This window comes from Thalassobacillus hwangdonensis (genome assembly GCF_042675915.1).
GTDB classification, from domain to species: domain Bacteria; phylum Bacillota; class Bacilli; order Bacillales; family Halobacillaceae; genus Thalassobacillus_A; species Thalassobacillus_A hwangdonensis.
Genome location: NZ_JBHTKL010000001.1, coordinates 1,453,687 through 1,475,177, shown reverse-complemented (window position 1 = coordinate 1,475,177; position 21,491 = coordinate 1,453,687). Strand labels below are relative to the sequence as shown.

Annotated in this window: 24 protein-coding genes; 16 read left to right on the top strand and 8 right to left on the bottom strand. The window is 43.4% G+C overall.

Going from position 1 to position 21,491, the window contains the following annotated elements:
• Window positions 1–342: 342 nt before the first annotated feature.
• Window positions 343–612, top strand: coding sequence for a hypothetical protein (locus ACFQ2J_RS07820; RefSeq protein WP_386058272.1), 270 nt, complete (start codon window positions 343–345; stop codon window positions 610–612).
• Window positions 613–650: 38 nt separating this feature from the next.
• Window positions 651–890, top strand: a complete 240-nt coding sequence (locus ACFQ2J_RS07815; RefSeq protein WP_386058269.1) for a hypothetical protein — start codon at window positions 651–653, stop codon at window positions 888–890.
• An 83-nt stretch (window positions 891–973) separates the two neighbouring features.
• Here ACFQ2J_RS07815 and ACFQ2J_RS07810 read toward each other — a convergent pair whose 3' ends face one another.
• The gene (locus tag ACFQ2J_RS07810; RefSeq protein WP_386058266.1) at window positions 974–2,233 is read right to left on the bottom strand and encodes a BaiN/RdsA family NAD(P)/FAD-dependent oxidoreductase; all 1,260 of its coding nucleotides are present in this window, start codon (window positions 2,231–2,233) and stop codon (window positions 974–976) included.
• 116 nt (window positions 2,234–2,349) lie between these two features.
• Here ACFQ2J_RS07810 and ACFQ2J_RS07805 point away from each other — a divergent pair, with 116 nt between their 5' ends.
• Both ACFQ2J_RS07805 and ACFQ2J_RS07800 read left to right on the top strand, forming a co-directional pair.
• Window positions 2,350–3,987, top strand: coding sequence for a putative polysaccharide biosynthesis protein (locus tag ACFQ2J_RS07805; protein ID WP_386058263.1), 1,638 nt, complete (start codon window positions 2,350–2,352; stop codon window positions 3,985–3,987).
• Entirely contained in the window at window positions 3,984–4,709 is a 726-nt protein-coding gene (locus ACFQ2J_RS07800; RefSeq protein WP_386058261.1) for a pseudouridine synthase, read from the top strand. The genes ACFQ2J_RS07805 and ACFQ2J_RS07800 overlap by 4 nt, the downstream gene beginning before the upstream one ends.
• Window positions 4,710–4,752: 43 nt before the next feature.
• Here the strand turns inward: ACFQ2J_RS07800 and ACFQ2J_RS07795 are convergent, their stop codons facing one another.
• Window positions 4,753–4,971, bottom strand: a complete 219-nt coding sequence (locus ACFQ2J_RS07795; RefSeq protein ID WP_386058258.1) for an HTH domain-containing protein — start codon at window positions 4,969–4,971, stop codon at window positions 4,753–4,755.
• 162 nt (window positions 4,972–5,133) lie between these two features.
• Between ACFQ2J_RS07795 and ACFQ2J_RS07790 the strand changes: the two genes are divergently transcribed.
• The 5 genes from ACFQ2J_RS07790 to ACFQ2J_RS07770 are packed head-to-tail and all read left to right on the top strand — an operon-like array spanning window position 5,134 to window position 10,234.
• A complete protein-coding gene (locus ACFQ2J_RS07790) occupies window positions 5,134–6,147 on the top strand; it encodes an ion channel (RefSeq protein WP_386058255.1) in 1,014 nt (337 codons plus the stop codon).
• A gap of 1 nt (window position 6,148) precedes the next feature.
• The gene (gene pepV / locus ACFQ2J_RS07785; protein ID WP_386058252.1) at window positions 6,149–7,531 is read left to right on the top strand and encodes a dipeptidase PepV; all 1,383 of its coding nucleotides are present in this window, start codon (window positions 6,149–6,151) and stop codon (window positions 7,529–7,531) included.
• A 27-nt stretch (window positions 7,532–7,558) separates the two neighbouring features.
• Window positions 7,559–8,740 carry an MFS transporter gene (locus tag ACFQ2J_RS07780; protein ID WP_386058250.1) on the top strand — a complete coding sequence of 394 codons (1,182 nt, stop codon included), beginning with the start codon at window positions 7,559–7,561 and terminating at the stop codon, window positions 8,738–8,740.
• A 9-nt stretch (window positions 8,741–8,749) separates the two neighbouring features.
• On the top strand, window positions 8,750–9,298 hold the full coding sequence (gene thpR, locus ACFQ2J_RS07775; protein ID WP_386058247.1) for an RNA 2',3'-cyclic phosphodiesterase: 549 nt from the start codon (window positions 8,750–8,752) through the stop codon (window positions 9,296–9,298).
• A gap of 9 nt (window positions 9,299–9,307) precedes the next feature.
• On the top strand, window positions 9,308–10,234 hold the full coding sequence (locus tag ACFQ2J_RS07770; RefSeq protein WP_386058244.1) for a nuclease-related domain-containing protein: 927 nt from the start codon (window positions 9,308–9,310) through the stop codon (window positions 10,232–10,234).
• Here ACFQ2J_RS07770 and ACFQ2J_RS07765 read toward each other — a convergent pair.
• Window positions 10,218–11,231: an EAL domain-containing protein gene (locus ACFQ2J_RS07765; RefSeq protein ID WP_386058241.1), complete on the bottom strand. Its 1,014-nt coding sequence runs from the start codon at window positions 11,229–11,231 to the stop codon at window positions 10,218–10,220. The two genes, ACFQ2J_RS07770 and ACFQ2J_RS07765, sit on opposite strands and share 17 nt — an antisense overlap.
• Before the next feature lie 87 nt (window positions 11,232–11,318).
• Between ACFQ2J_RS07765 and ACFQ2J_RS07760 the strand changes: the two genes are divergently transcribed.
• Both ACFQ2J_RS07760 and ACFQ2J_RS07755 read left to right on the top strand, forming a co-directional pair.
• A complete protein-coding gene (locus tag ACFQ2J_RS07760; RefSeq protein WP_386058238.1) occupies window positions 11,319–12,248 on the top strand; it encodes a diacylglycerol/lipid kinase family protein in 930 nt (309 codons plus the stop codon).
• Between the two features lie 149 nt (window positions 12,249–12,397).
• Window positions 12,398–13,216: a phosphotransferase gene (locus ACFQ2J_RS07755; RefSeq protein ID WP_386058235.1), complete on the top strand. Its 819-nt coding sequence runs from the start codon at window positions 12,398–12,400 to the stop codon at window positions 13,214–13,216.
• Here ACFQ2J_RS07755 and ACFQ2J_RS07750 read toward each other — a convergent pair.
• Both ACFQ2J_RS07750 and ACFQ2J_RS07745 read right to left on the bottom strand, forming a co-directional pair.
• On the bottom strand, window positions 13,203–13,493 hold the full coding sequence (locus tag ACFQ2J_RS07750; RefSeq protein WP_386058232.1) for a YtzH-like family protein: 291 nt from the start codon (window positions 13,491–13,493) through the stop codon (window positions 13,203–13,205). The two genes, ACFQ2J_RS07755 and ACFQ2J_RS07750, sit on opposite strands and share 14 nt — an antisense overlap.
• Before the next feature lie 116 nt (window positions 13,494–13,609).
• Window positions 13,610–13,768, bottom strand: a complete 159-nt coding sequence (locus ACFQ2J_RS07745) for a hypothetical protein (protein ID WP_386058229.1) — start codon at window positions 13,766–13,768, stop codon at window positions 13,610–13,612.
• A gap of 264 nt (window positions 13,769–14,032) precedes the next feature.
• Here ACFQ2J_RS07745 and trmB point away from each other — a divergent pair, with 264 nt between their 5' ends.
• Window positions 14,033–14,674, top strand: coding sequence for a tRNA (guanosine(46)-N7)-methyltransferase TrmB (gene trmB, locus ACFQ2J_RS07740; RefSeq protein ID WP_386058226.1), 642 nt, complete (start codon window positions 14,033–14,035; stop codon window positions 14,672–14,674).
• A 67-nt stretch (window positions 14,675–14,741) separates the two neighbouring features.
• Window positions 14,742–15,596, top strand: coding sequence for a YtnP family quorum-quenching lactonase (locus ACFQ2J_RS07735; protein ID WP_386058223.1), 855 nt, complete (start codon window positions 14,742–14,744; stop codon window positions 15,594–15,596).
• 42 nt (window positions 15,597–15,638) lie between these two features.
• Here the strand turns inward: ACFQ2J_RS07735 and ACFQ2J_RS07730 are convergent, their stop codons facing one another.
• A complete protein-coding gene (locus ACFQ2J_RS07730) occupies window positions 15,639–15,953 on the bottom strand; it encodes a PepSY domain-containing protein (RefSeq protein WP_386058220.1) in 315 nt (104 codons plus the stop codon).
• Between the two features lie 140 nt (window positions 15,954–16,093).
• Here ACFQ2J_RS07730 and ACFQ2J_RS07725 point away from each other — a divergent pair, with 140 nt between their 5' ends.
• Both ACFQ2J_RS07725 and ACFQ2J_RS07720 read left to right on the top strand, forming a co-directional pair.
• Complete coding sequence (locus ACFQ2J_RS07725) at window positions 16,094–17,161, top strand: M42 family metallopeptidase (RefSeq protein WP_386058217.1); 1,068 nt, start codon at window positions 16,094–16,096, stop codon at window positions 17,159–17,161.
• A gap of 146 nt (window positions 17,162–17,307) precedes the next feature.
• Window positions 17,308–17,820: a DUF84 family protein gene (locus ACFQ2J_RS07720; protein ID WP_386058214.1), complete on the top strand. Its 513-nt coding sequence runs from the start codon at window positions 17,308–17,310 to the stop codon at window positions 17,818–17,820.
• 265 nt (window positions 17,821–18,085) lie between these two features.
• Here ACFQ2J_RS07720 and ACFQ2J_RS07715 read toward each other — a convergent pair whose 3' ends face one another.
• Complete coding sequence (locus ACFQ2J_RS07715) at window positions 18,086–18,526, bottom strand: YtoQ family protein (protein WP_386058211.1); 441 nt, start codon at window positions 18,524–18,526, stop codon at window positions 18,086–18,088.
• 152 nt (window positions 18,527–18,678) lie between these two features.
• Between ACFQ2J_RS07715 and ACFQ2J_RS07710 the strand changes: the two genes are divergently transcribed.
• Window positions 18,679–19,191: a hypothetical protein gene (locus ACFQ2J_RS07710; protein ID WP_386058209.1), complete on the top strand. Its 513-nt coding sequence runs from the start codon at window positions 18,679–18,681 to the stop codon at window positions 19,189–19,191.
• 56 nt (window positions 19,192–19,247) lie between these two features.
• Here the strand turns inward: ACFQ2J_RS07710 and ACFQ2J_RS07705 are convergent, their stop codons facing one another.
• Window positions 19,248–21,437, bottom strand: coding sequence for a methyl-accepting chemotaxis protein (locus ACFQ2J_RS07705; protein WP_386058206.1), 2,190 nt, complete (start codon window positions 21,435–21,437; stop codon window positions 19,248–19,250).
• Window positions 21,438–21,491 lie beyond the last annotated feature (54 nt).

Genomic DNA, 21,491 nt, shown 5'->3' with positions numbered 1-21,491 from the left:
ATGCCGAACACAGTAGTTAAGCTCTCCAGCGCCGATGGTAGTCGGGTTTACCCCCGTGAGAGTAGGACACCGCTAGGCACAGACGAAACCCAGAAGCATTGCGCTTCTGGGTTTTATTTATTTTCCTATATAAATAATTCTCATGCAATATGCAGTATAGTGATTATATGATTTTTGAATTAATAATAAGATGATTTAAATAGAGGATGATTTAAATAGAGAGGGTTGTTACTATCAAATATTATTACTACCAAATTAAATCTAAGAGTGCTTTCTTTAATAAGGTTTCTTTTAACTAGTAATCTATTATATGGTAATATATGTAGTATGAGGTGAGTGCCTGTGGTGGAGAATGTGCGAAGAAAAGATACGTATTGGAATATAAAGTATTTGCTCCTGCTGATTACCTTACCTATTGCATTCTCGTTAGTGAACAATAAAGAGGCGATTACTGCTGCAGAGCATATCAGCTTGATAGCAATCATCGTGTTACTGCTTTTCGCGGGAGTTATGGGTCTGACGGAAGAATATCAGCCTTTAAAGGTATATGGGGCGCTTTATTTGTCCAGTGGAATTGTAATTGCATATCTTGGATTGGTTTTCATATGGTGAAGTCTGATAGATGAACAACATGTATGTAGGTGATGATAATGCAACTGATCAGATGGAGTTATTCCAGAAGAGGACAGGTTCGTGCCTATTTTGATCGTTTTCCGCAATCGACGTTATATTTTCGTCGGATTCGAAGGTATTACTTTTTGTTTACGATCGACTGGCATGAAGAAGATCCGATTGTGACGGATGAAGATAAAGAACAAATGCATCGTCTGCTGAATCGTGAACTTGGCAGAGAAAAAGAATATTTGAAAAGAAGAACGAGAAGCTCATAATTGAGCGCATCGTTCTTCTTTTTTTGTATAGAGGTGGTCTTCTTAAAGTTATCGGAGTGCGTAAGGCGTTTTCATTCTTTTTCTTATGCCATTGAAGCCCAAGCTGCGTTCATACCGGCAACCCTGCCTGTGACCATTGCAGAGGTAATATTATAGCCGCCAGTGTACCCATGGATGTCCAGGATTTCACCACTGAAATAGAGACGCTCCATGAACTTCGATTGCATCGTGTTCGGGACTACTTCTTTAATGGAAACCCCGCCGCCTGTGACGAAAGCTTTCTCTATCGATTGAGTGTCGTGGATAAGTACCCTGAAGTCTTTCAACATCTGGACGAAGCTCTCCAATTGGTCTTTCGATACATTCGCAGCTTTCAAATCCGAGTCGATTTCAGCTTCTCTTAATGTGTATTCCAGCATCCTCTCAGGGACCAAACCTTTAACTATGTTTCTCATCGTCTTTTTCGGATTATCCTGTAGTTGGTTTTTCAGGCTTTCCAATAAGCTGTCCTGTTTTGTGTCAGGAAGGCAATCGATGGTCATTGACACTGGACGATGGCCCTTCATGAACTCTTTTACAACATATTGGGAGCAGCGCAAGATTGCCGGACCGGAAACACCGAAGTGAGTGAAAATCATATCCATTCGGTGGGTGATGATCGACTTGTCTTTCTCATTTAGCACTGATACAGCGACATCCCTCAACGACAACCCTTGCAAAGCTTTTTCTTTGATGAAGGCATCTTTTGAGATTAAAGATACTTCTGTAGGGTATAGTTCAGTGATCGTATGGCCTGCTTTCTTCGCCCAAGCATATCCGTCTCCAGTGCTGCCTGTGTGAGGAACAGATTTCCCACCAACTGCCAGCACCACGGACTTCGTTTCAATTTTTTCATTATCCTTGAGGATAATGTGATGGTAAGGCTCTCCATAATGGATGGCTTCGACTGGAGTATTCGTACGTATGTCGACCCCCAGCTCATCCAGACGATTGAGCAGTGCCTGGACGACATCCTTCGCCTTATTACTGGCAGGAAACATTCTGCCATGATCTTCTTCTTTCAGTGCTACTCCAAGGTTTTCAAAGAAATCGATGATATCATAGTTATCAAAAACAGAAAAAGCACTATAAAGAAACTTTCCATTTCCGGGGATATGTTTGATCACTTCTTCTTTTGGAAGCCGGTTGGTGACGTTACACCGTCCACCGCCTGAAATGGCCAGTTTCCTGCCTAATTTATTCCCTTTATCAATAAGTAGCGTTTTTACGCCTTGCTCTGCTGCTGCGATGGCGGCCATCAGTCCTGATGGTCCTCCACCAATGATGGTGACTTGGTATGTCAAACGTCCGTCATTCCTTTCAATTCTGTTATAAGTTGTACAATTTCAAGTGGTTACCCTTTATTTATGATAAAATAGATTGGTCCGATTCTAAACTAATTGAAGGTGAATTTTCGTATATGTCTAAAATTGTCAAAGGCACGATGCTCCTGACTGGAGCGACGTTTTTATCAAAATTATTAGGAATGCTCTATGTCATTCCGTTTGAAGCGATGGTCGAGGATACTGGAGGAACGTTATATTCCTTCGCTTATATCCCTTATACCATTTTCATCAGTATATCCACTCTCGGGGTACCGCTTGCGGTATCCAAGTTCGTCTCCAAGTACAATGCATTGGGAGATTATGAAACCGGAAGGCAGATCCTCAAGTCCGGGATGCAGTTGATGGCACTTACAGGACTAGTTTCCTTTTTACTTATGTTCTTTGGTGCGGAATGGATTGCCCACTGGTCTGTTTCAGATACAAATACAAAAGGTAATTCCATCGAAGATGTGACGATGGTCATCCGAATGGTAAGCTTCGCACTGCTGATCATCCCTGGAATGAGTATCGTACGAGGCTTTTTCCAAGGCTATGAATCGATGGCACCAACAGCAGTATCACAGGTGGTCGAACAGATTGTCCGGATTGTGTTTTTACTAGGGGCTGTTTTCATTATAACCGAAATCATGGATGGATCGATTCAATTAGCAGTAAGTTTCGCTACATTTGCAGCTTTTATCGGGGCATTAGCTTCTGCAGTGGTCCTGTTCATTTATTGGAGAAAACGAAAGCCCTACCTTGATAAGCAGTTGGAAACTCAGGAATATTCGTACGATTTATCACAAAAATCAATGATCAAGGAGCTGTTGATGTATGCTGGTCCGTTCGTACTTGTCGGCGTAGCGACACCGATCTATCAGGTCATCGACCAGTTCACATTTGAGGATGCGATGGTGGCTGCGGGACTGGAAGACCAGGCGGTATCTGCTTTCGCTGCAATTATCCTTTATGGCCATAAGCTTGTTATTATTCCTGTTACGTTGGCGACTGGCTTATCATTAGCAATTTTGCCAGCTATCACCAAATCATTCACTGAAGAAAAGAAAGGGCAGTTATTCAAGCAGATCAACCAGGCATTACAAATCGTGATGCTGTTGATTTTGCCAGCAGTTGCCGGCCTTTCAATTCTTTCAAGTGAGGCATATGGAACTATCTATGGTATGCAGGGGCTTGATTTGAAAGGAACATTGCTTGGCTGGTACGCTCCAGTCGCATTACTATTAGGGATGTTCACTGTAAGTGCTTCTATCCTTCAGGGAATCAGTCAGCAGAACTTCGCTGTCATCAGCTTAGGAGCAGGTCTTCTGATCAAGGCATGTCTTAACATTCCGCTTATCCTTGTATTCGGGCCTAAAGGTTCCATCTTTGCCACGGGGCTTGCGGTTGGAACAGCAGTCCTCTTGAACCTGTGGCGAGTAAAACGCACCATCAACATCCCGCTCATCGCCTTTTTCAAACGCTCGCTGCTGATGTTGATTTTCACGGGCTTGATGGCTGTCGTCGTTTTCTTCATCCATTGGGGTCTAGGCGGATTATTGAACGCGGATGAAAGCAGAATCGGTGCTTTGGTCACTTTGTTGGTCGGTGTCGGTCTAGGGGCAGCTGTATATCTATGGCTTGCTTATAAATCAACATTATTGGAACGTGTGTTAGGAGGAAGAATCGGTGTATTGGACCGCTTCCTCAAACGGAATAAAGGAGCATCAGCATGAGAATTGATAAACTGTTAGCAAATATGGGATATGGTACGCGGAAAGAAGTGAAGAACCTGTTAAAAACAGGTGCAGTGAAAGTGAATGAAACTCCTGTAAAAAGCCCGAAAGTTCATGTGGACCCGGAAGCGGATCAGGTGACTGTCCAGGGAGAAGCAGTAGAGTATCGTGAATTCATCTATCTGATGATGAACAAGCCGGATGGTCTGATTTCTGCAACAGAGGATGTGTCAGAGACCACTGTCGTCGATATTCTGGAGCCGGAAGATATCATCTTCAATCCTTTTCCTGTCGGTCGATTGGATAAGGATACAGAAGGTCTGCTGCTGCTGACGAATGATGGGAAACTGGCGCATCAATTGACCTCCCCTAAAAAAGATGTCGGGAAACTGTACTACGCGACCATCGATGGAGAAGTAACAGAGGACGATATCAAGGCATTTTCTGAAGGTGTAGTACTGGATGATGGCTATCATACCAAACCAGGAAGATTGACTATCCTATCCTCAGGTGCAGAATCGGAAATTGAATTGACGATTACGGAAGGGAAATTCCACCAGGTGAAGCGTATGTTTGAAGCGGTCGGTAAACATGTCACCTATCTGAAGCGCCTGAAAATGGGAACGTTGGAGCTCGATGAAACGCTTGAGCCTGGGGAATACCGGGAACTTACCGATGAAGAAATCACTTATTTGAAGTCTCTAAACCAAACAGATTCTTAACCAAAAAAGCACCCGGGATATCCCGGGTGCCTTACCTTTATCATCATGATATTCGCACTTTCTTTTCAGTGACAGTCCACCTTCCGCGGTTCGGACTATCTACAAGACCATTGTATTCCAGTACACTTAAATCCCTTTGGATGGTTCGATCGGTAATCCCAAACTCCTCCGCTATTTCTGCAGTCGAAACTGTTTTTCTCTCTTTAATGAAAAGATAGACAGCTTTGATCCGGTTCAGCATGCGAGACGTTGGTTGACTCAAATAACCACTCCTTGTTCACCTTGTGGAATCGTGCCTGTGAAAGTCTATGAAGTTAGTTATATTTTACACTACTTTCAGAAAGTTATGCTACAATTCGCTTGATTTTTTACATATTCTACAAAAATCCTTTACAATACATTTAGAAAGAAAGGAGTGAAGGGCATGTTTTTTCTTAGAAAACTGATTGCACGGATGGTCAGCATCAGTAATCAGGTTTTATTCCTATCATCCACATTATTGGTCAGTATCGCGTCGATACTGATTGTACAAATCGAACCACAGACATTTCCTACATACTTTGATGGCTTTTGGTGGGTGATGACCACGGTGACCACCGTAGGTTATGGTGATTATTCTCCAGGGACTGCAGGTGGAAGGATTGTGGCGATCATCCTTTATATGGTCGGTATTGGTTTAATCGGAATCGTAATTGGTAAAGTGGTGGAAGGACTGGCGAAATTTCGACAAAAACGAGTGGAGGGTGATATCGTGGTCAAAGAAATGAATCATTACATCATTATTGGCTGGTCGCAAAAAGCGAAATTTGCGGTGAGAGAGATGTTACAGACGAATAAAAAAACAGAAATCGTCATCATTGATGACTTGAAAGAAGCTCCGATGCTAAAAGATAATGTCCACTACCTCAAAGGGAACGCCTCCCATCAGGAAACCTTGGTAAAAGCAAATGTGAGCCAGGCGAAAGCGGTTCTGATTTTTGCAGATGATAAAATTGAGGATCATCAACTTGTGGATGGGAAGACGATGCTCGTTGCATCAACCGTAGAAGCACTGGCACCAAATGTACATACAGTAGTTGAGGTAATGGAAGAGAAGCATTTGAAGAATTTTGAACATATCAAAGTTGATGAATTCATCATCTCCAACGAGACGATTTCATCATTGGTCGTGCGTTCTGCTTTTATGAAAGGTGTATCCAATATCTATGGACAACTGCTGCGCCGCTCCTTCGGTGATGATTTGTATCACGTTCCTTTGCACCAAAGCTGGTCTACCTATAGAGATGCATTTGATCACTTGCTGAAGCATGGAGCTACGTTGATCGCAGATCGCGACAGGCTTGATATCAACCGCAGACTGGATGAATCCTTACCTGAGGATGCTGAACTGTTCGTTATTTGTGATGAAGAGACTTATAACAAGTTGAGGAGGGCATGACATGGAGTTCAAAGCACTCGCTAAGACGTATGAAAAAGAATTCCTTGAAAAAGTGGACCGGATTCTGCGTATTCCAAGTGTGTACGAGGAAAGTAATCACTATCCTTTCGGCAAGTCGATTGATGATGTATTGCATGAAATGCTGCACATCGGTGAAGAGGACGGATTCACGGTCAAAAATATTGACGGGTATGCCGGGCATATCGAATGGGGCACAGGTGAGGACTTGATCGGTATCCTCGGACATTTAGACGTCGTTCCTGCAGGAGACGGGTGGACAAGCCATCCATTCGAACCTGAGATAAGAGACGGAAACCTTTATGCTCGAGGAGCCCAGGACGACAAAGGACCAACGATAGCTGCTTATATTGCAATGAAACTATTGAAAGATCAAGGCTTTGAGCCGAAAAAAAGGATACGATTGATTGTCGGTACAGATGAAGAGAGAGATTGGCAGGGAATCAAGCATTACTTCAAAAAGGAAGAAATGCCTGGTTTCGGTTTTTCACCAGATGCTGCCTTCCCGGTCATCCATGCAGAAAAGGGACTAGTCGACGGCTATGCATATTTTGATGCCCAGGATGAGGAGTCGGATACGATGAAGCTTGAAGCTTTCACAGGTGGGGACAGGCTGAACATGGTCCCTGATTATGCAGAGGCAGTACTTGAAGTGGAAGCACCTGTTCAAGTCATCAATGATTACCAGGTCTTTTTAGATTCTAATCAGTGGACAGGTAACGCAACTGCTGATGGCAACCGGATCACCCTTCAAATGGAAGGGAAGGCAGCACATGCAAGCAAGCCAGCTCAAGGTGCCAATGCCATTGATCGGCTTGCACGATTCCTGAAAAATCTTCCTTTCAGCCAAAAGAAAAGTGATGTATTAGCACTGATTGCTGACAACCTCAGTGACCTATCAGGCAAGGCGATAGGTATTCAATCATCGGATGACGTATCAGGAGAGTTGACGTTAAATATCGGCTCGTTAAGATGGAAAGAACAGAAAGTAGAGATCGGGTTCAACATGCGATATCCAGTATCAACAGACGGCGACAAGCTGATTCAACAGTTCAGTGACGTGATTAAAAGTTATGATGGGAGCTATGAGCTGTATGATCATCTTAAGTCACTCCACGTAGAAGAGACGCATCCGGATGTGCAAACCTTGCTATCCATCTACAACAAGCAAAGTGGAGATCCGTCACGGGCAATTTCCATCGGTGGGGCGACATATGCGCGTGCATTGACCACTGGAGTTGCTTACGGAGCAATGTTTGCTCATAGCGCAGATACTGCTCATCAAAGGGATGAGCATGTAAAGATAAAAGATATGCTGCTTGCCATCTCCATTTATGCAGAGGCAATCTATGAGCTGACAAAATGATTTTGAAGAGATAGAGAGGACTTCATCATGAATTACAAAGAGATCCAAAAGACATATCGTTACTTACAAGCATTCTACTTTTTTGCATTCTTTTCATTCGGCTCGCTTTTTCCTTTGTTATCTGTATTCCTGGAACAGGAAAAGGGGTTGAGTCATACACAAATCGGTATGATCATTGCAGCCTTGCCGATCGTCACGATTTTCATCCAACCGATATGGGGGATGATCAGTGATTATACGAGAAGACCGAGGAGATTGCTTATCATTGCAGCTATCACAGCTTCGGTTCTTGGTGTTATTTACCCGGAAATGCAGACATTCCTTACCTTGCTGTTCGGCATGCTGGTGATTGCCATGTTTCAGTCCGCAATCGTACCTTTATCCGACAGTTTATCCTTAAGCTTCGTGCAGGCCAATAACAAGCAATATGGAAATATCCGACTGTGGGGAGCGGTAGGATTTGCTGTCGCTGTCTTCACTCTTGGACAAGTGACCGAGGTGACAAACTCATTAAGTTGGGTATTTTACTTTTTCTCTGGCGGATTGATCTTTGCACTGTTCACATTGAAATCATTTCCTAAGCAGGGGGATGCGGTTTCTGTTTCCTTCCGAAGCGGGTTGAAGACTCTGTCAAAACAGAAACCTTTCTTGATTTTCCTTGCTTCCAATTTCCTTGTATTCGGTCCAGTACTTGCAAACAACTATTATTTCGGCACATTCATTTTAAGTGTCGGTGGAACGCTATCGGGTGTAGGTATCGCATTTCTGTTTGCAGCCGGAAGTGAAGCGCCATTCATGAAGTTTTCCCAGCAGGTGATCGATCGGTTCGGCATCTTCAATATTCTCTTATTGAGTTCCAGTGTGTCATTCGCACGCTGGCTGTTGTATTTCTTCGAACCATCAAGTGCCATCGTCTATGCTACTACAATCGTACAGGGGATATCTGTCGGGCTCTATATTCCTGCTGCGCTGATCCTTGTACGTGAACTTGCCCCGTCCAGTGTAAGAGCTACAGCTGTAGGATTGTATTCGGCTGTCGGTAACGGAATGGGAAATGCTTTCTTCACATTTATGGGAGGCGTGCTGATCGACCACTTTAGTGTATTTGGCATGTACGGGTTCTTTTCAATGATGACTGCAATTGGTATCGTGCTTATTTATGTTGTCAGCCTGCAGAAGAATAAAGCAATGGTTTTGCAGAGAGGATGAATGCATCAAATGGAACACGCACACTTTTTCATTGGCATACCTGTTCCTTCCAAAGAGCAGGAGGAACTGGAGCTCGTTCAGGAACAGTTGAAAGGGAAGGTGTCTTATAAACGGTGGACACACCCTGAAGATATGCACATCACGTTGAAGTTTTTAGGTGGGGCATCGACAAAAGTCATTGAACAATTGGGAAATGCACTAGAGCAGGATGTTCTCTCAATTGCTTTTTCTTTGCAAGTCGAGACACTCAATTATTTCGGTAATCCTTCACAACCACGAGTAATGTTCGTTGACGTGGAAAAAACAGAATCGCTTGCCGAGCTGCAACAGCAAGTGGAAAAGGTTGCATCCAAGCAGGGTTTTCCTATCGAGAAGCGGTCTTATAGTCCGCACATCACGCTTGCGAAGAAATGGCAAGACAACCAAAGAAAGCTGTCCATGGACTTGGAGAGCATCGATTATTCTTCCGAGATTAAGGTAGATCACTTTCACATTTACCGTATCCACCCGAACAAAGAACCGATGTATGAAATTTTCAAAACGATCCATTTGAAATGAGGTGAACGAATGGCCCAATTGATCAAGCTGCAGGACTACGTGTCTCGTTATGAATCGGATCTGTACAAATATCCTGGCCGGTATATCCGGCTTAAGCAGTCGAATTGGCAAAAGACGAAGCAGTTATGGGAACACCAGCTTATGGAGCCGGAAAAGCAGGAGTATGAGGAGTTTGAAGATAAAGAGGATAAAGATGAAGCTCCTCGCTGGAAGCGACTTTTCAAGAAAAAATCAATAGATACTCCTGAGCGGCTGCCTGATCTTAATGAACAGCTGCCGGAGAGTCTTACTGAATTGAAGCAATCCTACTTGGATAAATTGATGGGGTTCCAACTGAAATGGGCTTCTACGACGTTGAGGGAAAAATCGTTTCTTGATCACACGTATCGAACAAATGAATGGCTGAAGTATTTTCTTCAGCGGTTTCCTGATACGTATTTGGTAATGTACCAGCCAATTGTTCAAATAAAGAAAGCGCCGATGGAGATTGATCTCATTCTGATTGGTCCGCTTGGAATGGAAATCATTCATATAATGACTCCTCCTGCAACAGCGAAGCTGGTACCACATGACGACCGTACGTGGTACATAGAAGAAGCAGGGATCCGTACAAGTACCATCAGCCCGTTAATATCTTTGAAGCGATCTGAAACCTTTGTAAAGAGTGTCCTTAACAACTACAATATCGATTTTCCTTACAGGAAAGTGGTACTTGCTCCCGAAAATGAGATTGAATCTTCCACAGTGCCTTATAACACAGACTACATCGGGGTGGAAGCATATGAAGGATGGTTCAAGGAGAAGCGGAAAAGCACTTCCCCATTGAAACATATCCAGCTGAAAGCAGCAGAGGCCATGCTCCGCCACTGTCAGACGAATGCCATCAAACGACCAGAGTGGGAACTTGATTCAGAAGAATCTATGATGGAAGACTAGTGGCAAGCTCTTTGTAGGGTTGGGGCTTACTGATGTAATACCCTTGTCCTAAGTCGATGCCGGCCTCTTTCAACCAGTTCCATTCTTCTTCTGTTTCGATCCCTTCTGCCAAAGTGGTGATCCCAAGGCCCTTAGCACGGGCGATTACATCAAAAAGGAAGTTCTGATTGACTGTATTCTTATGGCAGTCCGTAATGTAGGAACGATCGATCTTCACAAAATCCGGTTTCAACAACGTAAGCATTTCAAGTGTACTGTAACCTGAACCGACATCATCCAAAGCAACCTTCATACCTGACTTTTTGTACGTATCGAAGATGTTCTTCAGGTGATCGACGTCGCTGACCTTTTCAGTTTCGACCACTTCGAAGATGACATCAGCAGGATCGATGTTATATTTTTCAATCAAGTGGAAGGTGTGCTTCAGACAAAACTCCGGTACATAGATGGTAGATGGGAGAAAGTTGATAAAGATTTTCTGCCCGGTTGGTACAGCCACTGATTTGGCTTCCACTGCAGATTTTCGAGCCTTCTGGTCCAGCATGGAATGCAACCCTGCCTTCGAGGCGAATTCGAATAGCTGCCCTGGATTGAATCGTCTGTCATGGGTGCGTAATAGTGCTTCGTAACCGAAGACAATTTCATCACTCATATGTACGATTGGCTGAAGGTGTGATTCGAATGCACCTTCATGGATGATATCAGCCATTTCTGGAGATGTGAGACGATAATAGAGATGATTCACAGCAATTGAATAGGTACGGTCAGTTGTTCCATCTGTAATTTTCACCCATTGTTCCTCACTTGAATTGTCGACCTCATTTTCCAGTGCTGTTCTTAGCTCATCAGGCGAATGAAACCTATAGTGTGTTCCTGTTTCATTAGTATCATAGTCTGTGAGTTTATCCGTAAGATCAAGAACTTCATGATTGGCAATTAGTTCCCCATGTTCAGGCACTCGGAAAGAAGTTCCGCAAAATACACATTTATTTTCCATGTCCTTACCTCCCTTTATTATCATAGTATAATAAAGGAGGGGTATTTGTATAATGATTCGGGATAAAAGTTCTAGGAGGAAAATCTTATGTATATCGTAATCGTCAACCCGACGGCTGGTAATGGTAAAGCGATGAAGCTTTTCAAAACGATTCAGAAAGATCCCTTGTTCAAACAAAAGGAATGTCGAACATTTTTAACGGAATATGAAGGGCACGGAAAGAAAATTGCGGAGCAGGTTGCTGAAATTTACAAAGAAAAGATTACATCCATCTTGGTCATCGGTGGCGATGGTACATTGAATGAGGTGATGAATGGTTTGAGGCATCACCGTTCAATCCCAGTCTCTACGATACCTGCTGGTTCAGGGAATGATTTCAGCAGGGGAATCGGCGTGAAGTCTAATTCACTGGAGTTATTCAGGAAGCTTGTAACACGTCCAAAGAGCCGCCGTTGCAGGTTGGGGATGTACACCATCAATGGTCGTAAAAAGCTGCCGCCGGCTTTCTTTCTGAACAGTATCGGTATTGGCTTTGATGCTACAGTAGCGTTGATTGCAAACAAATCCCGATACAAAAAAATATTGAATCGGTTAGGAATAGGGTCATTGAGTTATGTACTCGCGCTGATTCAGGGGTTATCACGGTTTGAACCGGTGGCACTCAAAGTTATCGTGGATGGACATGTCTCACGTTTTGAAAAAGGCTTCATGGTGACGATATCGAATCATCCTTTTTATGGAGGAGGAATGAAAATCGCTCCCACTGCTCATATTCAAAAGCCTGAGCTTTCTGTGCTAGTGATCGATGATATTTCAAAATGGAAAGTGCTCTTTCTATTTGTTACAGTATTTTTTGGAAAGCATACGAGGTTCAAAGAAGTACATCTGTTAAAAGGGAACGTGATCACTATTGAAGCGGAGCAGCGAATTCCTATTCAAATAGATGGGGACACTTCCATGGCAGATACTTGTGAAATAAAGAAAACGGAAGAAATGAGAGAATTCCATGTCGCTTAGACTTCCGATTCATATCCAGACCTGAAAATCAAGAACAAATGCCAAAAATATGTTATTGTAATTTTATTGTCACATTTGATGTAGATTGAGCTAAAATAAGGTATACTGGTTTTATTGAAGTGCACGGGAATACATAAAGATTTGAGGAATTGAAGGTGAAATGGTTGGAACAGTTACTTGGAGATGAATGGTCAATTACACCAGCTGGAGGCTCCACCGGTGAAGCCTACTACGCACAGAAGGATGGAAAACGTTTGTTTTTAAAACGTAATTCCTCCCCATTTCTTGCTGTCCTCTCTGCAGAAGGAATTGTTCCAAAGCTGGTATGGACGAAGCGCTTGGAGAACGGGGATGTCATCACTGCACAGGAATGGCTGGAAGGTCGTGAACTCAGCCCTGAAGAAATGCGTCATCCTCGCGTAGCGAAGCTGTTAAGTAAAATCCACCACTCATCTGAGCTGCTTGATATGCTGATGCGGATCAGTAAGCATCCTTTATATCCGGCAGATATTCTGGAAGATATCCGTCACAATGAACGTATTTTCGAAGAAATCGATCCACGTATGGAAATTGGACAAGCGATTGAATATTTAACCGCTAACCTGCCATATGTGCATACAGATAGGCATGTTGTATGCCATTGTGATATGAACCATAACAACTGGCTGCTATCCGATAACGATCAATTGTATTTGATTGATTGGGACAATGCGATGGTGGCTGATCCTGCTATGGATCTTGGAATGCTGCTTCATTGGTACATTCCGAGGGAGGATTGGGAAGACTGGCTTGCACGGTATGGTCTTGAAGAAAGTCAAAATATATATGAACGGATGTCATGGTATGCAGTGGCTCAATCCCTTGCCTTCATCCAATGGCACCGTATGCGTGGAGATTATGAAGAAGCTGCCCAACGCATTGATGCGCTGAAGCAGCTGATGGTCAGATTTAATATCATTGATCTTTGATCTGTTCCAAAACGGAGATCCATTCATGCAAATTCGGTTGATTGCTGCGGATGTGATCGTCGAGCTGCTGGGTGGATTGTACGTTATTCCCATAATCATAGATGTTCGGCAGGTGCCCTGTCAGCGTTTCATGACGGGAATCCATCTGTTTCGATTGGAGTGAATGGACGATCCTCGCGATCTGCTGGCATTCCGATACCGTACCACAGCCATCTTCACATTGTTCTGTCAAAAGGTCATAAAGCATATTCAATTGGTCGTTTACTGTCAATGACATATAGGAACACCCCTTTATCTATTAGAGTGCTATCATATCGATTTTCCTATACAAAAAAACTTTGGCCGGAATTCCAGCCAAAGTTTTTTATTTATCTGAAGTAATTCTGAGGATGTTTATGCTTGAGGTGCGTACTTCATCTTATTTTTACGGACTTCCGGGTTCACTTTCTGTGTCATCTGTTCGAATGGATATATGAACAGTGCATATCCAGCAAATAGTACTGAAAATACAGCAAGAATACTCATTTCAATCATACCTGTTAAAAGTTTCATCAGTTGATTACTCACTCCATATGGTTAGTATTTATCACACGCTATTAATCATATATCAGGAAGCGCTTACATCCCAAGAAGGTACATATCATATATAGCTTCTTCTATATGTATGCTCCATGCCTTAGCGTATATATCTCCTCTATAGGAAAACATAGGCCGATAAGCTCGGCTATACGCCCTTATGCTAGAAAATCACAAAAAAATTTTTAAAAAAGGCAGTTGCATGGTAAGATTTAAACGGAAGAACAGGAGGAATAAGCAATGAGAATGCGTCACAAACCTTGGGCAGACGACTTTTTGAAAGAGAATGATCACATTGTCGTTCAGGAGCCCTTCGAACATAAAGGAAAATGGAAAGACCTATTCAAGAAGGATCAACCTATTCACATAGAAATCGGAAGCGGGAAAGGGCAATTCATCGCAGGCATGGCCAGCCTGCATCCCGAAATCAACTTTATCGGAATCGAACTTGCCAAAAGCGTCATCGTAACAGCCGTTCAAAAGGTGATGGATGCTGAAGTGGACAACGTATGCATGGTGAATGTGGATGCGAAGGATTTGAGAGAAATGTTCGCAGACAACGAAATCGATCACATTTACTTGAACTTTTCAGACCCATGGCCGAAATCACGCCACGAGAAAAGAAGATTGACGTTCCACACATTCCTTGAGCAATATGAGGCGGTATTGAAGCAGGATGGAAAGGTCACCCTCAAAACGGATAATCGAGGCTTGTTCGAGTATTCACTCGTCAGTTTCTCCGCTTATGGTATGCAGCTTGAGGAGGTTGCGCTTGACCTTCATGGCTTGGAGGATCCAATGAACGTGACTACCGAATATGAAGAAAAGTTCGCTGCCAAAGGCCAGCCGATCTATCGTTGTAAAGCTTCCTTCCGGGGATGATAACGTTTTCAAGATGATTCTTGTATATGGTACACTGTGAGTGTTCAGACAGGAGGAGGAGATCTGCTTGGAAACATTACAGGTTGGAAGAGCGAAGTTGACATGGCTGAATGGAGGCGTCACTCATCTGGACGGTGGAGCGATGTTTGGTGTGGTTCCACGGCCATTATGGAAGAAAAAGTATCCCGTCAATGAGAACAATCAGGTGGAATTGCGGACAGACCCTATTCTTCTTGAAATCGACGGCTCGCGATTTCTGATTGATTCTGGTATAGGTAATCAGAAGATGAATGATAAAATGAAGCGTAATTTTGGCGTCTTGGAGGAGTCCTCGGTGCTCACCTCATTGCAGGAAGTGGGGCTTTCAGCAGCGGATTTGGATGGTGTCCTGATGACACATCTTCATTTCGACCACGCATGTGGGCTGACGAGTTGGGATGGCGATACACTTGTTCCAACTTTCGGTGACACTCCGATTTATACATCTGCTGTCGAATGGGACGAAATGAAGCATCCTAATATGCGATCGAAGAATACATATTGGGAAGATAACTGGAAGCCTGTCGAGGATCATATGAATACTTACGAGGAAAAACTGGAGATCATTCCAGGTCTTACGATGATTCATACTGGTGGCCATAGTGACGGACATTCCATTCTTGTGTTTGAAGATGGGGAGGAAACCTTTATCCATATGGCAGACCTGATGCCGACACATGGTCATCAGAACCCGCTGTGGGTACTTGCTTATGATGATTTTCCAGTGACATCCGTCCATCAAAAGAAAAAATGGCTGGACTACGGCTATGATCGGAATGCCTGGTTCACGTTCTACCATGATGCGTATTATCGTGCTTTGCAGGTAGATACTTCCGGAGCTGTGACCAAACGACTCGAAAGAGAAAGATATGAATATAAGTAAAAGAAAAAAGCCATGCTGATTACAGCATGGCTTTCTCACTTATTAATTTGCTTCAGCTACGTCTACGATCGTACCTGTGCTGGAATCGATGAAGAATTCATATTGAGTCGTTGCACCGTCCTGGCTCTTGGAGACGCCACCACGGTAGACATCATAGTCTATTCCGTTCTTACTTAACTGTTCAGGTTTCATGTAGATCCATGAACCACTGATCGGACCTTGTTTTTTAAATGATTCTTTTGCGATTTTAAGTGCTTTCTCTGGTGTCACACCTTGCCTGTTGGCAACTTGTTCTTTGACTACATAACCTGCAAGTGCTCCAACACCTGCAGCCAGGGCTACTTTCTTCCAATTCATCAACATTCACCTCAGTTATAGTAATATCTTCATCCAGTATACTAAATGTTCCCTCATAAAGAAAATGAAAACCTTGAAAGTAGAAACGATTCAAAAATTTCGGTAAAATAGAGGTTAAGTGTGAAAGGAGAGCGATACATATGAATCAAGATACATTGTCACTATTCAAAACATTGACAGAGTTGCCAGGTGCTCCAGGAAATGAGCATCAGGTACGTGCATTTATGAGAAGCGAGTTGGAGAAGTATTCGGATGAGGTTATCCAGGATAAGCTCGGAGGAGTCTTCGGTGTCAAAAAAGGCGAAGGCCCGAAGGTCATGGTTGCTGGTCACATGGATGAAGTCGGATTCATGGTTACTCAGATTACGAAAAATGGAATGCTTAGATTCCAGACACTCGGTGGCTGGTGGAATCAAGTGATGCTTGCACAGCGCGTGCAAATCATTACTGAAAATGGACCGGTAGTCGGGGTTGTGGGATCGATTCCTCCTCATAACCTTACCCCTGAACAACGGAAAAAGCCGATGGAAGTGAAAAACATGATGATCGATATCGGTGCGGATGATCGCGAAGATGCTGAGCGGATCGGAATCAAGCCTGGTCAGCAGATTGTTCCAACATGCCCATTCACCCCGATGGCCAATGACAAGAAAGTCTTGGCAAAAGCATGGGATAACCGTTATGGGTGTGGCCTATCAGTCGAGCTATTGAAAGAGCTTCAAGGACACAAGCTTCCGAATGAATTGTATTCAGGTGCTACTGTTCAGGAAGAAGTTGGATTACGAGGTGCACAAGTTGCAGCGAACATGATCCAGCCGGATATCTTCTATGCTTTGGATGCTTCTCCGGCAAATGATATGAGTGGAGACGAGAAAGAGTTCGGTCAGCTTGGCAAAGGAGCCCTGTTGAGAATTCTCGATCGTTCGATGGTGACACATCGTGGCATCCGCGACTTTATTTTGGACACAGCGGAGTCGAATGATATTCCATATCAGTACTTCGTATCCCAAGGTGGCACGGATGCAGGACGTGTCCATATATCGAACGATGGTGTGCCATCCGCTGTCGTCGGCATATGTTCAAGGTATATCCATACGTCATCTTCCATCATCCATGTAGACGATTATGCCGCTGCGAAAGAACTATTGATCAAACTTGTCAAAAATACAGACCAGAACACCGTAGAACAGATAAGGAAGAATGGCTGATAAATAGGAGAAAGATATTTTTGGGGAATCCGTTATTTTGGATTCCCTTCTTACATTTCCAATCGTTGGTTTAATCTTCATCATCTTTTGTGATAGAATAGTAAAAATGCATGAGTAATCACACCAGAGGAAAGGTGAAAACATACATGGTCCAACTATATATAGGTTCCAAAAATCCTACCAAAATCAACGCTGTCAAGACAGTATTCGAATCAGCAAATGTCGAAGGTGTTGAGGTAGAATCCAAAGTTTCCGCGCAGCCTTTTTCTGATGAAGAAACATTGGAAGGAGCAATCAACCGGGCGCGCGAATGCGCTAAGATCAAAAAGAACGGCTTCGGTCTCGGACTTGAAGGTGGCGTGATGGAAATTGAAGATCAGTTATACCTCTGTAATTGGGGGGCGATGGTCGACGATGAGGAGAACCTCTATACTGCAAGCGGCGCAAGAATTCCTTTGCCGGATGAAATTAAAGAGGAACTTGAAAAAGGAAAAGAACTTGGCGAAGTAATGGATGACTATGCCTCTAGACAAGAAGTCCGGAAGAATGAAGGGGCAGTTGGCATCTTCACGAATGAACTCGTCAACCGTCAGGAAATGTTCGCCCACGTCGTCAAATTGTTAAAAGGACAATACGAATACTACAGAAGAAATGGCTGAACACTTTAATCGACAAGATAGCGAAAAATTAGAAAGTAGAAAATGAGCGACTTAATCTAATCATTAGATTCAGCGTAGTCAACCTACGTAGACTCCAGCGGGAACAGCGCGAGTCGAAGACCCCACAGGGAAGTGACATTTACTTCCCGAGGAGGCTTCGGCCGTGCCCGCGGAAAGCGAAGTAGGTTGACGAAGCGGCCATTTGATTCAAAGCAAAAGACCCGATCATAAATTGTCGGGTCTTTAATAGTTTTGAATTATTTTATTATTCATAAATGTATGCGAGTACATCAAGAGCCTGATCAATCGTCTCTACAGTGACATTCGCTTTGTTCGATAACTCTTTCAATGGGTGGATCAATGACTCAGGACGAACAACAATCGTCGGTTTATTCATCTGCATCGCCGCACTTGCATCCATCGCCGTGTTCCATTGTTTATAATTTTCCCCAAACAATGCAATGACAACATCAGATTTCTGCATCAGAACTTCTGTACGGAAATTATTGATGCTTGAAGCTGCATCATCTTTATATAACTTTCCAGGTTGTTCTCCAAGAATCGCTTCTCCGATATCATCGGATCGCCCATGATTTTCCTGAGGGCCGACAAATGTTAATGGAAGATTCTTTTCCTTCGCTTTCGTGCGAACGTCTCCGCGCCAATCATCGTGGATCTGTCCGGCAAGATAAACCGTAAGTTCCATCTTAAACACTCCCCATTAAATAGTAGATACCTTTTCATTATGTGCACAATTGATTGAGCTTGTCCATTCACGTGATTTCCGGTATGCACTTGTCAAATTTGAAATTAATAGTATTATAGTTGTAGAAAAAGAGAACACTGGGGGAATTAACGATGAAAAAAATGGTAGGTGCCATCATGGGGCTCATTGCATTGATCCTGAGTGGATGTGGAATGTTCATGTCCGAAGATGATGCGCTGAAGAAGACGAAGGAAGTCAGTGAAACTGCATTTTCGGAAGAGGACGTCAAGTCCAATACAGATGCACTAGGATTTACGCTATACTTGCCGGACTCGATGGAAATTTCGGACGAATCGAAAAGTAACCTGATCATCGCTGAAGGGGATCAGACTTTCATCTTGTTCTATAATTCAATGGAAGAAAGAACGAGCAAGTTGAACTATGAATCAGCTTCCAAAGTAGAGGATAATATTCTTCTGGAAGCTTTCGAAGACGATGACCGCTTCGGTTATGTAAGGATACTGCCGATCAATGAGCAGGATAAGTATGAACTCCAAGTAGGAGTAGGTGGAGTGAAAATCACCACCTATACCGAAAAAAGCGATTTACCTGACGATGCTGAAAAAATGATGAAGATTGCCAACTCCATTGCATATACAGAATGAGAAAAAGCAGGAGATCCATGTGTGGATCTCCTGCTTTTTCTTTGTATTATTGTACTTTATGAAGATAGTTTATGCTGATCAGGAAGGTCTGTTTCATCATTATCTTGTACTTCCTCATCTTCAGTAAAGTAAGTGACATCTTCATGATCTTCATCAACAAAAGGAATCTCTTCTTCTGATTCGTCAGTAACCTCTGCAGAATAGTCATCCTCTTCGAAGCCTTCTGCCTGGTCCTGCTCAACCAGATCTTCTTCGATTACTTCTGTTTCCTCTGAAATGGAGAACTGGCTAACTTCCGCTTCCAGCTCCTGTGAAAGGCTTTGCAGACTTCCCGCAGCGAGGTTAACCTGGGAAATGGACTGTGACTGGCTTTCACTTGAAGCAGCGACTTCCTCAGCAGTGGCAACTGCCTGTTCAGAGATGATGCTGATTTCGTGAAGTTTATGTTTCAGTTCCTCATTGACATGATCGACATCCGAAATGGAGTTCTTCACATCTTTGATTTGCTCGTTCATCTCAAGCACATTGGATGCAATCCGGTTGAAGGCATCTCTCGTATGTGTAACTGCAGATGACTGTGCATCCTGATAAGTATCGAACTTTTCCGCTTCCTTAGAGAGGTTCGTCATTTGACTGGACATCTCTACAACCAAGCGCTGAATACCTTGCGCTTCTGACTTGGAGCGTTCTGCAAGTTTTCTCACTTCATCCGCTACGACAGCAAAGCCTTTACCTGCTTCACCGGCACGTGCGGATTCAATTGCTGCGTTAAGTGCTAATAGATTCGTATTGTCAGCAATTTCTTCAATCGTCGTAACGATCTTATTGACTTGTTGTGACTGCTCCGTGGCAGTTTTGACTTCTTTCGTCAGGTGAGCTGCCAATTCAATGAATGAATCCGATGTTTCTTTGAGTTCTTCTACTGTGGCTAGGCCGCGTTTTCCTTCAACTCCTGCTTCATTGAGGGAGCGGGAGATCTTTTCGGCAGCCGTTTCAGTGCTTTTGATTTTCTGAGAAACTTGTTCGATCAGTTGAGTACTTTCATCAATCTTTCCAGCCTGATCCTGGGAACCGACTGCAACCTGGTTGATGGCATCATTGACTTCATCCGCCTGCTGGGCAGTCTGTTCAGATACTTCAGCTAAATGAGTAGACGAGCTTCCAAGCACTCCAGCTGCTTCAAGTACCTTTCGTACAGAGCCTTCCATACGTTCTGCCATTTGATTGAAGGTATTGCCCAATTCAGCCATTTCATCCTTCGTCTTCAAATCAACCCGATGTGATAAGTCACCATCTCCGATGATTTGCGCTCCTTTTTTCAAAGAAACGATCGACTTCGTGATTGAACGAATGAGGATAATTCCTGTAATTAACGTGATAAGAATTGCTGCGCCTGCTATAACGATGAACAGAAGAACCATGGATTGCGTCGTCTCTTCCTGTTGGGCGCGGATTTCTGCATTGATGTCTTCCGTTGCAAGCACGACCTGATTGACCTGGTCAGAAATATTCGAAGAAATCGTTCCGAACGTCTGCGTAATTGCATCCGCCTGTGTAATCGTATTGAAAATCGAACGCAGTGTCTGCTCATACTTCATCAGGTTGGTGTTGATTGCACTTTGATTTTCCGATGGAAGTTCAGATGCTCTTGCTAGGTCTGAAAATGCCTGTTTCCCTTGCTTGAATTGGTTGAAATTCTCCTCTGTAGGTGTCTGGAGGAATGTTTGTTCCAGTACTTTCAGAGAGAGAAGACCATTTTTGAGGGTAGGATCATCAGCGCTTTCAATCATGCTCTCCAGTTCACTATAAGAGGTAGCGATGAATTCTTTCATGCCTTCATTTTCTTCAAAGCCGACAAGGCGGAACATGTTGATCAGAGGTTCGGATTCTTTTTCATACTGAATCGCGCTCTCCTCTACCGCAGCAAACTGTTTCGCCACTTCATCATAGTTACTATGTTCCTTAGCATAATCCCCGGCTGTCTGTTTCAATTGAGCAATGGAAGCCTGAAGCGATTCAGCTGCTTCTTCACTCGGCGTTGCAAAAAACTGCTGCTGACTTGTTTCGGTAGCGGACATTAAGGTATTGATTCTTTCACTATGTAACAAAACTTCCTGGACATCCTCCGTTTGGCCAGCCATATCATTCTGCTGATTGAAATAAACGGCAGCGAATCCAAGTAATACCAATAGACTGATCAAGGACAGACCTAATATCAACCTGACCCTATTTCGTATCGATTTCAATTTACCCCCTCCAATAGTTGTAAATCACTTTTGTATTATTCATAATTATAGAAC